Origin of the sequence: Aliiglaciecola sp. 2_MG-2023, from assembly GCF_030548145.1 — a bacterium.
GTDB lineage: Bacteria > Pseudomonadota > Gammaproteobacteria > Enterobacterales > Alteromonadaceae > Aliiglaciecola > Aliiglaciecola lipolytica_A.
In genome coordinates this window covers 63,131-78,237 of the sequence record NZ_JAUORY010000012.1, presented here as the reverse complement: position 1 = coordinate 78,237, position 15,107 = coordinate 63,131, and the positions used below count along the sequence as shown (strand labels likewise).

General features: G+C 42.1%; 12 protein-coding genes. 7 read left to right on the top strand and 5 right to left on the bottom strand.

Annotation, left to right across the window (positions count from 1 at the left end; translation table 11 throughout):
- Positions 1 to 340: 340 nt before the first annotated feature.
- The 3 genes from Q4567_RS13460 (at position 341) to ggt (ending at position 4,271) form a co-directional block, all read left to right on the top strand.
- Complete coding sequence (locus Q4567_RS13460) at positions 341 to 850, top strand: EF-hand domain-containing protein (protein ID WP_216048690.1); 510 nt, start codon at positions 341 to 343, stop codon at positions 848 to 850.
- 364 nt (positions 851 to 1,214) lie between these two features.
- Positions 1,215 to 2,591 carry a Na+/H+ antiporter NhaC family protein gene (locus tag Q4567_RS13455; RefSeq protein WP_216048689.1) on the top strand — a complete coding sequence of 459 codons (1,377 nt, stop codon included), beginning with the start codon at positions 1,215 to 1,217 and terminating at the stop codon, positions 2,589 to 2,591.
- A 6-nt stretch (positions 2,592 to 2,597) separates the two neighbouring features.
- Positions 2,598 to 4,271, top strand: a complete 1,674-nt coding sequence (gene ggt, locus Q4567_RS13450) for a gamma-glutamyltransferase (protein WP_216048688.1) — start codon at positions 2,598 to 2,600, stop codon at positions 4,269 to 4,271.
- A 30-nt stretch (positions 4,272 to 4,301) separates the two neighbouring features.
- Here ggt and Q4567_RS13445 read toward each other — a convergent pair whose 3' ends face one another.
- The 3 genes from Q4567_RS13445 to Q4567_RS13435 all read right to left on the bottom strand — a co-directional run bounded on the left by Q4567_RS13445 (position 4,302) and on the right by Q4567_RS13435 (position 8,017).
- Positions 4,302 to 5,660 carry a uracil-xanthine permease family protein gene (locus Q4567_RS13445; protein WP_303500729.1) on the bottom strand — a complete coding sequence of 453 codons (1,359 nt, stop codon included), beginning with the start codon at positions 5,658 to 5,660 and terminating at the stop codon, positions 4,302 to 4,304.
- A gap of 424 nt (positions 5,661 to 6,084) precedes the next feature.
- Positions 6,085 to 7,254, bottom strand: coding sequence for a flagella assembly protein FlgT middle domain-containing protein (locus Q4567_RS13440; protein ID WP_216048686.1), 1,170 nt, complete (start codon positions 7,252 to 7,254; stop codon positions 6,085 to 6,087).
- A gap of 19 nt (positions 7,255 to 7,273) precedes the next feature.
- Positions 7,274 to 8,017 carry a flagellar basal body L-ring protein FlgH gene (locus Q4567_RS13435; RefSeq protein WP_216048685.1) on the bottom strand — a complete coding sequence of 248 codons (744 nt, stop codon included), beginning with the start codon at positions 8,015 to 8,017 and terminating at the stop codon, positions 7,274 to 7,276.
- Between the two features lie 272 nt (positions 8,018 to 8,289).
- Between Q4567_RS13435 and Q4567_RS13430 the strand changes: the two genes are divergently transcribed.
- Complete coding sequence (locus Q4567_RS13430) at positions 8,290 to 9,069, top strand: hypothetical protein (protein ID WP_303500727.1); 780 nt, start codon at positions 8,290 to 8,292, stop codon at positions 9,067 to 9,069.
- Between the two features lie 133 nt (positions 9,070 to 9,202).
- Here Q4567_RS13430 and glpK read toward each other — a convergent pair whose 3' ends face one another.
- Positions 9,203 to 10,687: a glycerol kinase GlpK gene (gene glpK, locus Q4567_RS13425; protein ID WP_303500726.1), complete on the bottom strand. Its 1,485-nt coding sequence runs from the start codon at positions 10,685 to 10,687 to the stop codon at positions 9,203 to 9,205.
- A gap of 570 nt (positions 10,688 to 11,257) precedes the next feature.
- Between glpK and leuC the strand changes: the two genes are divergently transcribed.
- From leuC to Q4567_RS13410, 3 genes are all read left to right on the top strand, one after another.
- Positions 11,258 to 12,673, top strand: coding sequence for a 3-isopropylmalate dehydratase large subunit (gene leuC / locus Q4567_RS13420; protein ID WP_303500725.1), 1,416 nt, complete (start codon positions 11,258 to 11,260; stop codon positions 12,671 to 12,673).
- A 20-nt stretch (positions 12,674 to 12,693) separates the two neighbouring features.
- Entirely contained in the window at positions 12,694 to 13,302 is a 609-nt protein-coding gene (gene leuD / locus Q4567_RS13415; RefSeq protein WP_303500724.1) for a 3-isopropylmalate dehydratase small subunit, read from the top strand.
- Between the two features lie 111 nt (positions 13,303 to 13,413).
- Positions 13,414 to 14,073 (top strand): dienelactone hydrolase family protein, encoded by a 660-nt coding sequence (locus Q4567_RS13410; RefSeq protein WP_303500723.1) that lies wholly within the window; start codon positions 13,414 to 13,416, stop codon positions 14,071 to 14,073.
- 86 nt (positions 14,074 to 14,159) lie between these two features.
- Here Q4567_RS13410 and Q4567_RS13405 read toward each other — a convergent pair whose 3' ends face one another.
- On the bottom strand, positions 14,160 to 15,095 hold the full coding sequence (locus Q4567_RS13405; protein ID WP_303500721.1) for a 3-hydroxyacyl-CoA dehydrogenase NAD-binding domain-containing protein: 936 nt from the start codon (positions 15,093 to 15,095) through the stop codon (positions 14,160 to 14,162).
- Between the last annotated feature and the right edge of the window lie 12 nt (positions 15,096 to 15,107).

Below are 15,107 nucleotides of genomic sequence, written 5' to 3'. Positions count from 1 at the left end.
TAGTAGTGGCACCAAGAGAGGTACAAACTAATTAGCCCTCAATCTTCGTATTTCCCTTAGTTTTAAAGTTACTATCGCGGCAATTGCAGCACCTCCAATGCTGGCAGCACATTTCCTGTTGTATTTATACAAATTTGGTAAGTAGGCAAAATCATGCCGTGTTAGCTATAAAATTAAAAAAATGAGTGCTTAACAGGTGACTCAAAAAGCACCACCAATAACTTTTAATACTTTAAAATTCAATTACTTACCTTGAACCTTTGACCTTTACATAATCTTTACACAAATTGGAATCAAATCTGCTTTGTAGCTAGTTGAAGTTAACCAACCGGAGCAAAATATGAATATTATGTCGATAGGTGGAGGTGGCCCAGATCCTGCTGCCCGTGAGAAAGAAAAAGCTCAGCAACAATTTGATATCGCTGACACTAATGAAGACGGAGTTGTCAGCGCTACTGAGTTTATGGCAGCGTTAACAGCTGAAGGCGTAGAGAGCACCAAATCAGCTGACATGTTCAGTAACATGGACTCAAATAGCGATGGTAATTTGAGCCAACAAGAACATGACAAAGCCGTTCAAGAGCGTGAACAAAAAATGACGCAAATGATGGCCCAAATGGACGGGGAAATTGGTCTGTACGGTGAAAAAGACTCAGAAAAAGCGGTAAATTTTGACTCGTTCAAAAGCATGTTGTCTTCGATTGCTGATGATACAAAAGACCAGACTACGGCTTCACGCTTGAAAGATCTTCTAACCGAATTAGAATCTGAAGGTTATTCAAAAGAGGGCGTCCAAAAATCGGTGGAATTGATGAATAAGGTCGCTCCCCCCATAAATACGACTGCCTAATTAAGGGATGTTTTGATTGTTAACAACCCTTCCCCACATAAGTCATCAAACCTAATAGGGAAAATCCCAGTACGTAAATTAGGTTTGATGCTTTTTAGTTAGCTTTTTAACCATATAAAATTGGTTTGCTAATAGAGTCCATGTCACATCTTAGGACTAGACAAACGTCATGTTTTTTATATTTTTATGTTATTAGCTTAATTGTACATATTCCCTTTTAAACCTGTCTGGTTTAAGGTGACCGACTGAATAAGAGCATGTAATTACCACCAGTAAAAGAATACACTATTGGTTTAACGTCATTCAGATCACGAATACTTCCATGTACTCAAATTAATAAAAATAAGACTGTAGGGACTAATTTATGGACTGGGTTTCCATCATACCGCCATTGATTGCGATATTTATCGTGTTTTGGAAGAAAGAAGTCATCATGGCATTATTGATGGCTGTACTAAGTTCCGAGACACTTATATTACTCACTTCAGCTTCTGAAAGTGTGATTTTAGCACCAATATCTTCGGTTGAACGAGTGGTAGCGGTAGCCACCAGCGCAGGAAATACGCGCATTCTATTGTTCAGTATACTAGTGGGTGCATTATTAGCCTATATCAGAGATTCAGGCGGTGTTACAGCCACCGTAAACTGGTTAACCCATCGTGGTATTGCCAACAATCGCCGACAAGTAGGCGGCTTGACGATGTTAACCGGCATAGTGATCTTCATTGAATCGAATCTAAGTGTGCTTACTGCTGGAATATTTGCTCGCGGTTTGTTTGATAAATTTGGTATGAGCCGGGCGCGACTTGCCTACCTTATTGACAGCACCAGCGCGCCCGTTTGTATTTTAATTTTACTGAATGGTTGGGGCGCCTTTGTACTTGGTTTACTCGATGGTTATGAATTAGAAGAATCTTCAGCCAGTATTTTGTGGGGCACAGTTGCATTCAACTTCTATGCAATTATTACCTTGGTCATTGCTGCTTACACTGTGTTTGCGGATAAAGTTCACGGTCCAATGGCAAAGGCTGAGCAGCAACTCGATGCCACTAAAAGTAAACTTTCTGCCGCGCCAGCCACCAAAGCCCGTTACATGGTAGTCCCTATATTAACCATGGTACTAAGCATGGTAGGTTTTATGTTTTGGACTGGCAACGGCGTTTTATCTGACGGCAGTGGCAGTAAATCCGTATTGTATGCCACGGTCTTAGCTACTGTTGTTGCTTATTTCTTATTGTTGACTGGCAAACAATTTAATCATCATCAAGCGGTGGAGATTGGTTTTAAAGGCATGGGAGAACTCTTACCCTTGGTAACCATAGTACTGCTTTCTCTGACCTTAGGCGCTAGCTTAAAAATATTAGGCACGGGCACATTTGTAGCAGGCATGGTTGGTGAGTACTTACCATTAGTATTTGTTGTACCAATGTTGTTTATTGCTGGGGCGATTATGTCATTTACTACAGGGACATCGTGGGGCACATTCGCTATTCTAATCCCCATAGGCGTGCCACTGATTCAACAACTGGGTTTACCTCCTTCGTTGGTCATCGCTGCGATTTTGGGTGGTGGAATATTTGGTGATCACTGTTCACCAATATCAGACAGTACAGCGGTGTCTTCATTAGCTTCGGGGTGTGATTTACTCGAGCACGTTCGCACTCAATTACCCTACGCGCTGGTTGCCGGTGGATTAACTCTGGTTGCTTATTTTATTGCTAGTTTACTTATGATTGGATAGATACTTATGCGTACATTATTTGTTTTATCTTTTGTTATTTTCCTCAGTGCCTGTACTCAGACAGGTATCGACAAAGCCAAGGGCGACTATGCTGTGGCAATGCCTGATAAATTTGGTGCTGATGTTGCGCTGGCCGTTTTAGACGAAGGCGGTAACGCGATAGATGCTGCTATTGCTGCCCAGTTTGCCCTAGCAGTTACCTTTCCAGAAGCTGGAAATATTGGCGGTGGTGGATTTATGACAATCTATTTTAATCGTCAAACTGACTTTTTAGATTATCGTGAAATGGCTCCTGCTGCAGCGTCTCGAGATATGTACCTTGATGAACAAGGCAATGTGGTCTCGGTCCAGTCATTATTTGGTGCAAAAGCATCCGGAATTCCTGGTACAGTAGCGGGCATGTGGGAAGCGCATAAAAAGTATGGCAAGTTACCTTGGACTCGTTTAGTTCAGCCAGCTGTTAGCCTGGCCAAAGACGGTTTTATTGTGCCTGAGAAATTGGCTGAAAAAGTGACTCGTTATATCGCTCGTAAAAAGGAAAATGGCATTGAAAGTAATTTTGAAGACTACTTCGCGGATGCCACTAAGTCAGGTATGTTGTTCAAACAGCCCGAGTTAGCTGCAACCCTTGAGCGTATCCGCGATCTTGGTGTAGATGGATTTTATAAAGGTGAAACTGCCGAACACATTGTTTCCTTTATGCAAAAAGATGGCGGTTTAATTACATTGGAAGACTTAGCTTCTTATCAAGCTAAGTGGCGCACACCGATAAGCTTTCCATGGCGTGGTTATACTTTGATCACCGCTCCACCACCGAGTTCAGGTGGTATTGCCGTTGCTCAGTGGTTAGGCATGATTGATGCTGTTATTCAAACCAATCCATTGCCTAAACAAAACTCTACGGCCTATTTGCACTTAGTCTCAGAGGCAGGTAAACGAGTTTTTGCCGATCGCGCCGAATACTTAGGTGATCCAGATTTTATCGATGTTCCGCAAACTGAGTTAATGCTCCCTGAATATATTCAATCCCGTGCAAACGACATTAACTTAACCGCTATCTCAGCCACCAGCGACATCAAACCAGGCTTACATGAGAGTGAGGACACCACACACTTTTCCATTGTTGATGGTTGGGGTAATGCCGTTGCCAATACAACCACTATCAATTTGAGTTTTGGGGCGGGTGTAGTAGCGGAAGGTGCAGGCTTTTTATTAAATGATGAAATGGATGATTTCAGTGCTAAGCCAGGCGTTCCAAACTTCTTTGGCGCAATTGGCGGTGAAGCCAATGCAATTGCCCCTTTCAAACGTATGTTATCGTCAATGTCTCCGACTATTGTGCTTGAGGACGAAACGGTGAAACTGGTAACAGGCTCACCTGGCGGTACCACCATCATATCCTCAGTTACCCAATCAATACTCAACACATTGTTATTTAATATGAGCGCCGAAGAAGCTGCAAATAGCCCGCGTTTTCATCACCAATTATGGCCCAAGGACACCATCAGAGTGCATCCAGGTATCAGTGATGCTACGTTAAACTCGCTGCAAGAAATGGGTTACATCATAAGCGAAGGTCGCTTTGGCGATGTACATTTGATTTTGCAAAAAGACGGCGAACTTAGTGCTGCCTCAGAAAAAAGTGGCAGAGGAAAAGCCAAAGTGGTATCTGCAAACTGATGCGTATTGAACCGCACTTGTACAGAGCGGTTAAGATTGCGAGGAGACTCTCTCCTCCTCGTGAACAGGATCTGGGATCAATAAACTCATCACAATGGCGATAACGCCGGATGTGGTAATCGCAGAAGAAAATATATTTCGCAGCGCTTCAGGTAGTCCTTGAAGCGCATTTGGCTCCATTAACACCCCAAAGCCAGCGCCAAATGAAGTGGCCATAATCAGTGTTTTGCGTCTGTCGATAGGTTCACTTGCCAGAATTTTAATACCGGCCACCGCAATAGTGGCAAACATCACTAAAGTCGCGCCGCCCAAAACAGGTTTAGGAATTGATTGCAATACACCTCCAATTACCGGAAACAAACCTAACAACACCAAAATACCGGCGATATAAAACCCGACGTGTCGACTCGCCACTCCGGTTAGTTGGATTACCGCATTGTTTTGCCCAAAAGTGGTATTTGGAAAGGTATTGAACACCGATGCCAATGCAGAATTAACCCCATCGGCCAGAATACCGCCTTTAATGCGCTTTAAGTATTGTTCACCTTTGATGGGCAAACCACAAAACAAGCTGTTAGCCGTCAAGTCACCAGAGCTTTCCAGCGCCGTCATCAGATAAATCAGCGCAACGGGTAAAAACACCTCCCAATCAAAATTTAAACCGTATTTGAAAGGCACGGGTATGCTAAACAAAGGTTGTTCACCAATATGTTCCACCGAAACGATACCTAACCAGTAGGCCAGCAATGTTCCTAATCCCATACCAACCATGATGGCTGATAACCTAACCCATGGGTTTGACGAGACATTGAGTACAATGATAGTCACCAGCACAAAAATTCCAATATATAAATTTTGCGTATCGCCAAAAGTGTCACTACCAAAACCACCTGCAAGGTCTGTCATGCCGACTTTAATTAAACTAAAGCCAATGGTTGTGATCACAATACCGGTGGTGAGAGGGGTAACAATACGCCTCACTTTGGTAATAAATTGACTAATAACAACTTCGATAAAGGCTCCGAGCAAACACACCCCAAAAATAGTCGATAATACCTCCTCGTTGCTTCCCCCTTTGGCTTTGATTGCAAAGCCGGCTACTAAAATGGCACTAACAAAGGAAAAGCTTGTACCTTGTACAGCAATCAAGCCACTACCAATAGGGCCTATAGTTTTAGCTTGGATAAAGGTAGCCACTCCTGATACAAATAACGCCATACTCAATAAATATGGCAACTCAGCCTGCAACCCTAGAGTTCCACCTATTATTAAGGTTGGCGTGATGATCCCCACAAAACAGGCCAGAATATGCTGGGTTGCAGCGGTGATACTTTGCTTTTTAGAGGGAATATCGTTAAGCCCATAGAGCAGTTCAGAATTGGATTTCATTAATTTGCCTTAGGTCTGCCCGTAAATGAGAGTTAGAACTCGATGTCATTGAGTTTGATTTGTCATAGCCAAAACGAATGGGGTTGCGATGCAAGAAAATGACCAAAAGGTCAAGTTTTAAGGATTGTTAATTTTAAAGGCCTAGCAGCCAGATTAGGCTAATTGGACTTATCCCAAGCATAAATGATTGCACTAAAATGATGCGCTATAAGCTGGAATAAAAATGCACTTGCTAATTTGATAGTCGGGGGGAAGTGTTGAATTTCGCCGCAAAACCAATTCCTAATAATGCAAAACGAGTAGTTTCAGGTATAGCTATGACTGGCGTATCTGTGTTCGTTAAGGGCAACTAGCCCAGTGGTAAGAATAGATATGCGTCTTTGAATATTACCGCGCCAACACTAAGTGACTTTATGCTTTGATCTTAGCGAGTTGGGCTGACCAGATCGAGTAAGTCGCCGTTTATCACTTGGGCAGGATCATCATTACTCAATTCAGCGGTCAAACTGTCTAATTGCACGACTTTATATACACCTTGGTTAACCGCAGTCAATGCCGCATGACTCAATCCATTTGCGCTAACAGGTAAGCGTTTTTTATAGAGTAGGAATTTATCGCCTAACTTTAGTCCATTGTCTAAGCCCATATTGATGATCAATTTATGGTTATTTGTTCCTACAATTTGCGCAAAGCTCTGCTCACACTGAAGTTTATTAGCAACATCCGACACCGCGCCATTGACAGTGTTAAGTACTGTACGGCCATAGTCACTGCGCCAAAACAAACTGTTATTGGTATCTACATTGTAGTCATCACTGTACTCCCAATCCGCTTCACTATGGTAAGACTCTTGGAATATAATCGTATGCCGATAAACATCCAGTACATATACTTGAATCGTGAAATTGCGTCTTAAAGATACATCGTCTGAAAGCAATTCTTCTTTGACTTGTTCAAATAAACTGATATCGCGAATAAACCCAAACATGACAAACTGCCGTCCATATTCTTTGGACATATAAATGGCTTTGTTGGTTAATTCGTTAAGATGGATTTGGTCATAGGAGTTAACCCCAGTGAACGCCTTGTCAATCAGTCGTACCTTAGGACTGGTTTGTTCAGCACGCAATTGTTGCTCAATGCGTTTACTTATTTGCTTACCGATATCAAAAATACCACCATGGCTAGCTTGCTGGGGTTTTAACACTTGAAACTGGGTAAGCAACACCGAGCGGTTGTATCCATCATGGGGACAATTGAACATAGGTGAGAATTCGACTCTGACGATAACATTAAATACATCTTCATTCACAGATTCACTAAGCACTTCTACTCGCTGAATTTGGCCTTGGGTGGTAATCACCGATTTACTGCTCACTAGTAGTCCATCTAACACCACATCTTCTGCAGAAACAAAACTGCCGTTTTTAAAAGATGCGTCTGCAACTGCATTTTTGATAGCTGTCACTCTTACGTCGCTAACGTCAGCACCGTCTAATTTGACCGTCGCCTCACCTTGTTGCCAAACAGCAAAGGCCCTAGGACAGAGCAGCAAAAGCACCAACAAGGTTGTGCAATTCAACATTTTCATCATAGTTACATTCATTTTTCAGTTAATTGAAAATGCCAAATAATTTATTGATTACTGACTCTTCTTGATTGGAGTGCAATTCGCCTTTGCCACTGTACTCAATGCGTGAATTCCCCACTTTAGAGGAAATAATAGTATTTGAAGCATCAATATCGGCGGTTCGTATTTCACCGGAAAATCTGACGTATTCTTGCCCAGTGTTCAGCGTAATCCACTTCTCGCCGGCAACCACAAGATTATTATTGGGTAAGACTTCTTTTACATATACGGTAATATCACCTTTCAAAGAATTAGATTGATTGGCTTCTGATGATGTATCGAACTCATTTTCTTCATTGTGTTCTATATTTAAGTCTGTTTCATCAATCTGGATAGGTCCAGCAGTAACATTCACAGGTCCTAACTCAAATCGACTACTTTTATCCCTTTGAAAATCGATGGATTTTTTTGACGTAGTTGACTCACTTAGTCGAACTAAAATCATGTCACCCACTTGGTATTTGCGGTGCAACTGATACAGGCTAGCGTCATCGTCTAGTTGAAAAAGTGATCCTGTGGGGACTGCTATAGATTCGACCCCTTCCATGCGGATAGGTCTGTAACTGGGATCATTGGGCATGATCTCTTTGTCTTTTTGACTAATGGCTCTTTGACTAACTTTTGGATTGGTTGGCAGGTTTTCGACAACTTCTTCTTCTACGCTAGGTGTTTGTGAACATGAGCAAACAACAAAACAGAAAAAAGAGATAAAGTGATACTTTTTCATACTCAAATATAACCTCAATTGCTATCTAAAGATAACAACATATTTATGATTAGAATTGCCTCTCACATGCCAAATTCTGAGGTTATTTTACCGAAAAAATAAATCACTTTAGTACCTTTACTAAAACTTTACACTAGCGCTTTTAATGTAAATAGAATTTCAGCCAAGTTGTTTAAGTATATGATACTTGGCTAAATTTTTGGCACGATTTTAGCCTATCAGCATCTACACAACTCCATCCAAAATGCGTAAATTAAGAGTAGTCATTACCCATGAATGTCATAGATACATTACAAAATAACTTAGGTTTAGGCACCGCCGTTGAAACACCTTCTGCAAGTGAATCCTCAGCAAGCTCAGAAGGAATCAATCAGGTGTTTGGTGGTTTAATGTCACTGATGCAGCAAAACGACAGTGATAACTCCACTGAAGAAAACGCCAACATGGATTCAGCAATTGACAGCATTCAGAAAAGTCTTTTTTCAGCTATTGGGTTAGATCAATTTACTGAAGACTCTTTATCTCAACTGACGTCACTAGATTCAATTGCGAACCTACAAACCTCTTTATTGAGTAGTCTCAGTGCCAACCTTTTCAGTAGTGCGACTGCCGCTATTTCTGCCGAGCCGGAAGTAAGCACCACTGAGTTAAGCGCGTTAAATTCTGACACTACCTTGTTGGGTTCAATTCAAGATATTTCAAATTATGTAATAGGTGAAGATGGCTTAGGCATGGATGATTTTTTTGACACTATTAACATTCTAAATCACATTCCTATTGTCTCTGATATTTACCAAAATACATCCCATACCAGTGTGGATCCGGTATCTGAATTATTGGGTGGATTTGTTTATGGGGGGCCCATAGGGGTGGCGTTTGCCGCTGCCGATATGGCGATTGAATCATTCTCCGGCAAATCCATCTATAACAATGTAACAGACTACATGTTTGAAGATGCCGACAAGGAAACGATAGAATCAACGGTTTCTCAGGTGACCAATACAATTGAACAAGCGAATAAAGCGTATAGCTTTGTTTCTAGAAACTATTAGTAGGTAATAGGCCAAAAACACATGAAATTAAGTGGCAAAATCACGCCCACTTAAGGATAAAAAGCGATGAGCATGGGCAATTTATTGCCTGTCTAACAGCATTAAGATGGATCTGTGTGCAAGGGTTTAGCATTCAATCACAGCGAATTCGATTCACCGCTTGTTGCCATAAAGAATAAGCATGGTCCCTTTCTTGTTTAGAGAACCTTGGCGTAAATGTGTGTTCGCATCGCCACTGTGCACTCAGTTCATCTAAAGATTTGTAGATACCCGCTTGTAATCCGGCCAAATAGGCTGCTCCTAAAGCAGTGGTTTCAGTAATTTCAGGTCTATCCACCTCTGCTCCTAAGATGTCAGCTAAAAAACCCATCAACCAATCATTCTTAACCATTCCGCCGTCAACTCGAAGGTTGGTTGCACGGGCACCATCACTTTCCATGGCTTTTTGCAGATCTTTTGATTGATAACACACTGACTGTAAACCTGCTGCGACTATTTCATTAATACCTGTATCACGGGTTAAACCTAAAATAGCTCCGCGCGCATCAGGGTCCCAATAAGGCGCACCCAAGCCAGTAAACGCCGGCACCAAAAATACACTATTGTTCGGACTGGCCATCTTCGCCAGCGATTCAGTTTCAGACGCCTCTTTGATTAGTTGCAAGCCATCGCGCAACCACTGAATCGTAGCGCCAGCCATGAAGATACTGCCTTCTAAAGCGTAAGTTGTTTCACCGTTTAACCGATAAGCGACCGTTGTTAATAGTTGATTATGAGATTTAAGCGGTGTTAAACCGGTATTCAACACCATGAAACAACCAGTGCCATAGGTTGTTTTTGCCATGCCCTTTTTAAAACAAGTTTGTCCAAACAGCGCTGCCTGTTGATCCCCTGCAACTCCTTGAATAGGGATAGCTTTGCCCAGCAATGTAGGATTCGTTTTACCAAACTCGTCAGCGCTGTCTAATACTGTTGGCAAGATTGATTGCGGGATATCGAATGTTTTTAAAAGTTGTGGATCCCATTGTTGCTTATGAATATCGAACAACATAGTGCGAGAGGCATTGGTTGCGTCTGTGTAGTGGCAGCGTCCTTTGGTCAACCGCCAAATTAAGAATGTATCAACGGTGCCAAAAGCAAGTAAACCAGATTCAGCTTTTTCGCGCGCTCCTTCTACATTGTCCAATATCCATTTAATTTTAGTTGCGCAGAAATAAGGGTCTAATAATAATCCCGTAGTGTCGGTGATATGCTCTACTAGCTGGGAATCTTCACTGAACTGCTTGCAGATCGAGGAAGTTCGCCGGTCTTGCCACACTATTGCAGGATACAGGGTTTTTCCGGTTTTTTTATCCCACACTATTGTCGTTTCTCGTTGATTGGTTATACCAATAGAAACGACTTGAGAAACGTCAATCTGTGCTTCAACAATAACGTCTTTACAGGTTTTCAGGACGCTTTGCCAAATTTCTTCAGGATCATGCTCTACCCATCCATCATCAGGATAGGATTGACTAAACTCCTGTTGCGCAATAAAGCAAGGTTTGCCATCCAATGAAAATAAAATCGCCCTTGAACTGGTAGTTCCCTGATCGATAGCCAGAATATAGTTTTGCACCGCGATTCTCCTTGGCAAAAATGGACATCGAAAAAGTACCCGATGAATGACAAACCTCTAATTTGTGCAGTCCATTAATTTTAGCGTTATAAAGTGCTTTAGCAACTTCATTGTATGCCATTTCAAAATTCAAATTGGTTGATTTGGCATACATGCCAGCACGCCAATGAAAGTAACTGCTACTCTACTCAGCTTAACGTGAATTAAATATATTATACGAAATGGACATAGCCAGATGGTACGCATTGCTACTTAAAGCGCTAAGTTTCAGGTAGACTCCATCCACAAAATTGTTTACATAACAACGGTTTCCGATAACTAGGGCGATCATCTACAGCTCCATTTGCCTATTTTCAGCCGTACTAATGAACACCAATTTAGCGCAATCTTGCCAAGTTACGGTGATGTACTCAATCCAGATAAATCGATAAAAGAAGCAATAAAAAGTCAGCAATTAACCATAGACATAGCTCAACGACCCGCTCTGCAAATTAAACAGGGTCTCTAGTCGAATGTCGCCAGTTTGCATAGTTCCTTAACCTCAGTACATTCTTTAACAGGTGATTTAAAGTGAGTAGTAAAACACTGTATGACAAAATTTGGGATAGCCACGTCGTTAAGCAAAATGAGGATGATACTTGCCTAATTTACATCGATCGCCATCTTGTTCAAGAAGTTAGCACGCCAGTTTCTTTTGCATCATTAAAGCAACGAGGTGCTAAATTACGCCAACCAGCAAAAGCATTGGCGATGGTAGATCACGTTTTACCAACCACAATACCCAGCAGCAACAACAGACAGCACATAGCAGATCCACAAGCAAAAGCGATGTTAATTGCGTTGGAAAATAACGTCGAAGATACAGGAATGCCCTACATTTCAGTAAACGATAAGCGTCAGGGGATTTTGCATATCGTGGGTCCAGAACAAGGCTTTACATTGCCTGGCACTACTTTGGTATGCGGTGACTCTCATACCGCAACTCATGGTGCATTTGGTAGCCTAGCATTTGGAATAGGCGCAAGTGAATGTGAAAAAGTGTTCGCTACTCAATGCCTAAACCAAGTGAAAGCAAAGACCATGCGTATTACCTTCAGCGGTGAATTACCATTGCATGTTACCGCTAAGGATATGGCGCTTGCGACTATCGCTAAGTTAGGAGTTTCCGGTGGAACAGGTTATGCCATTGAATACGCTGGTGATGTGATCCGAAAAATGAGCATGGAAGCGCGCATGACGCTTTGCAATATGACAATCGAAGCCGGCGCACGTGTTGGTATGGTCGCACCTGATGAAGTGACTTTTAACTATTTGCAAAATCGTCCTATGGCCCCCAAAGGCGACCTGTGGGATCAAGCAGTTAACTATTGGCTCACCTTACCCAGTGATAGCGATGCAATATTCGACGCTGAAATTGAGATCGACATTGATAACCTTGAACCTTATGTCAGTTGGGGGACCAGCCCTGAACACACCATCTCAATTAGCCATAAAATTCCACAACTTGCTGATGCTAAAGACGACTCCACTGAGGCAAGTTGGAGAAAAGCCCTAGATTATATGGATATCAAAGCCAATGCTGAAATTAAAGGATTGAAGATAAACAAAGTCTTTATTGGTTCTTGTACTAATAGTCGGATTGAAGACTTGCGCGCAGCGGCCAAGGTTATCATCGGAAAAAGTGTTGCCGAAAATGTGTTGGCAATTGTAGTCCCAGGCTCAGGTGAAGTAAAAGCTCACGCGGAAGCTGAAGGCCTCGACCAAATTTTCATGGGCGCAGGTTTTGAATGGAGAGCTGCAGGCTGTTCCATGTGCGTGGCGATGAACAATGACCGACTAAAGCCGGGCGAGCGATGCGCTTCAACCTCAAATAGAAATTTTGAAGGACGCCAAGGCGTCGGCGGACGTACCCATTTAATGAGCCCAGCCATGGCAGCAGCCGCGGCAATTACGGGTGAAATAACAGACGTCCGTGAACTTATTTAATAGCATAGTAGAACTCAAATATGACAGGCTTTAAACAAATATCGGGAATCGCTGCGGCGTTGCCTGAAGACAACATAGACACTGACGTTATTTACCCCGGACGCTTCTTAACTCGTCTGAGCAAACAAGGGATGCATGAATGTTTATTTTATGATCGAAGATTTGATAGTCAGGGCCAACCAAAAGCCGACTTCGTATTAAATCAGCAACAATTTTCTAAAACAAAGATTCTCATTGCCGGCAATAATTTTGGTTGTGGCTCAAGCAGAGAAACCGCTGTTTGGGCGCTTACAGACTATGGAATAAAGTGCGTTATCGCACAAAGTTTCGGTGAGATTTTTTATTCGAATTGTTTTAACAATATGTTATTACCCATAGTGTTATCAGAATCACAGATTAAAATATTGTTAGATAACGCAGCCCAAGCAAAACCTATCACTATCGACCTTGCGACCCAGAGCATCGAAGTTGAGGGGAAGAGTAACATAACCTTTGAAATCGGAGCTGCACATAAGCAAATGTTGATCTCAGGTTTAGATGAAATATCCAGACAACTGACAATGGACATAGACGATATAAGCGCATTCGAGAATAAACAAAGCCAAACGCAACCTTGGTTATGGAACTAAGGATTTTGCTTAACTGAAATCCATAATTGCGCCGCTTTTCAATGCGGCTTAATAGTATGCACATTGGATAAATTGAGCTAAAAGTATCTAACGTTATAAAAGGTGAACGCTGTGAACAAAAATATAAATTTAACCGCTGAAGATGGCCATAAATTTACCGCCTATCTTGCCGAGCCTGAAAATCCGAAAGCGGGTTTGGTGATCATTCAGGAAATTTTCGGCATCACTGAACATCTAAAATCGGTAGCACGGGAATTTGCTGAATTGGGCTATAAAACCATAGTGCCTTCATTGTTTGACAGACTAGAGCCAGGCATTGTTCTCGATTATGCTAATGTCGAAAAAGGTGTCGAGCTGATGGGCAAATCCAAACAACAAGATATGCTAATTGATATTAAGTCTGCGATGGAAGCCGTTAAAGTAGATGGTAAAATTGCGGTGCTAGGATATTGCATGGGAGGTACTTTGGCGTACGTAAGTGCTAACGAATTATCACCAACCTGCGCGGTGAGTTATTACGGAACGGCCATTACAGATCATTTAAGCAAGCAACCTAGCTGTCCTATGCTGTTTCATTTTGGGGAAGTTGACCCTTATGTTTGCCAACAAGATATTGAATTGATTCGTGCAGCTAATCCACAACAACCTATTTATGTTTATGCCGAAGCCAATCATGGATTTTCCTGTGTTGACCGCGCTAGTTATCATCAAAAAAGTGCGGAGTTAGCATTTACCAGAACGGTCGACTTTTTGTCTAAGAACCTCGCGTAGTTAAACCCAAGTAGTGATTAAGCTCAATAAGTCGCATTGAATACAGTCGTGAAGAGCATGTATTCAATGCTTGCTGTTAGGTTCATTTAGGTATTTTTGCAACCCGTCCAATCAATATGCTGGCGCAGTTTCAATAAACGTTGGTCTCTTGCTGATTGATAGTTTTCGATTTCGTTTACCGGTATTCGTTTAGCCATAACATCATGGGCCTGTGAGACTAAGTCACTATTCGGTGGATAATCTGTTTTAAGACTACCTTGCACACGTTTTAGCGCGTCTTGGAGTACATCAAAGTAACCTTCTAAACCCTTAGTCGCGTTAAGATGCCCCACTTCAAAAGGTCCCATAAGTGCCCAGCGTAAAGCCAGACCTTTAGTTAACACTTTATCGATATCTTCAACTGAACAGTATCCTTCACCAACCAAATGCATAGCTTCACCAAGTAAGGCCCACTGCAGTCGATTAAGCACAAAACCATCGATTTCTTTGTTTAATACAATCGGCGATTGGCCCAATTGCTCCATCATAGACTTAGCTTGCTGGACAACTTCAGGACTGGTCCAAGGCGATGCGCATAACTCCACCAAGGGAATAATATGTGGAGGGTTAACAGGATGAACAATAAGGCAGCGTTGCGGATAACTTACCGATGCTAAAAATTCAGAGGCCGGAATCGCTGATGTGGAGCTAGCTAATAGGCATTTTTCCGGAGCCAAATCCCCCAACGCATTAAACACTTGCACCTTCACGTTAACGTTTTCAGCCGTACTTTCTTGTACATAATCGGCATCTTCAACCGCCAACGCCATAGTTTCAGCAAGGTGCACATTAGCAAAAGCCTTTTGCACATCAAAATCTGGATCCACTGTGGTTAAGTCTTCTAGTGCTTTGCGTATAAGCGAATAGGCTTTTGCTAAAGATTCTGGATCTTTATCCCATAAACGAACTTGATAACCTGCCCGTGCAAAAGTAACAGCCCATGAACGACCAACATTACCTAGTCCAATACATGCGAATTTCATAACGATCCTTAT

Excerpts from the sequence above, each read along its gene's own strand:
- Q4567_RS13460 (WP_216048690.1), top strand. The coding sequence starts at position 341 with ATGAATATTATGTCGATAGGTGGAGGTGGCCCAGATCCTGCTGCCCGT.
- Q4567_RS13455 (WP_216048689.1), top strand. The coding sequence starts at position 1,215 with ATGGACTGGGTTTCCATCATACCGCCATTGATTGCGATATTTATCGTG.
- ggt (WP_216048688.1), top strand. The coding sequence starts at position 2,598 with ATGCGTACATTATTTGTTTTATCTTTTGTTATTTTCCTCAGTGCCTGT.
- Q4567_RS13445 (WP_303500729.1), bottom strand. The coding sequence starts at position 5,660 with ATGAAATCCAATTCTGAACTGCTCTATGGGCTTAACGATATTCCCTCT.
- Q4567_RS13440 (WP_216048686.1), bottom strand. The coding sequence starts at position 7,254 with ATGATGAAAATGTTGAATTGCACAACCTTGTTGGTGCTTTTGCTGCTC.
- Q4567_RS13435 (WP_216048685.1), bottom strand. The coding sequence starts at position 8,017 with ATGAAAAAGTATCACTTTATCTCTTTTTTCTGTTTTGTTGTTTGCTCA.
- Q4567_RS13430 (WP_303500727.1), top strand. The coding sequence starts at position 8,290 with ATGAATGTCATAGATACATTACAAAATAACTTAGGTTTAGGCACCGCC.
- leuD (WP_303500724.1), top strand. The coding sequence starts at position 12,694 with ATGACAGGCTTTAAACAAATATCGGGAATCGCTGCGGCGTTGCCTGAA.
- Q4567_RS13405 (WP_303500721.1), bottom strand. The coding sequence starts at position 15,095 with ATGAAATTCGCATGTATTGGACTAGGTAATGTTGGTCGTTCATGGGCT.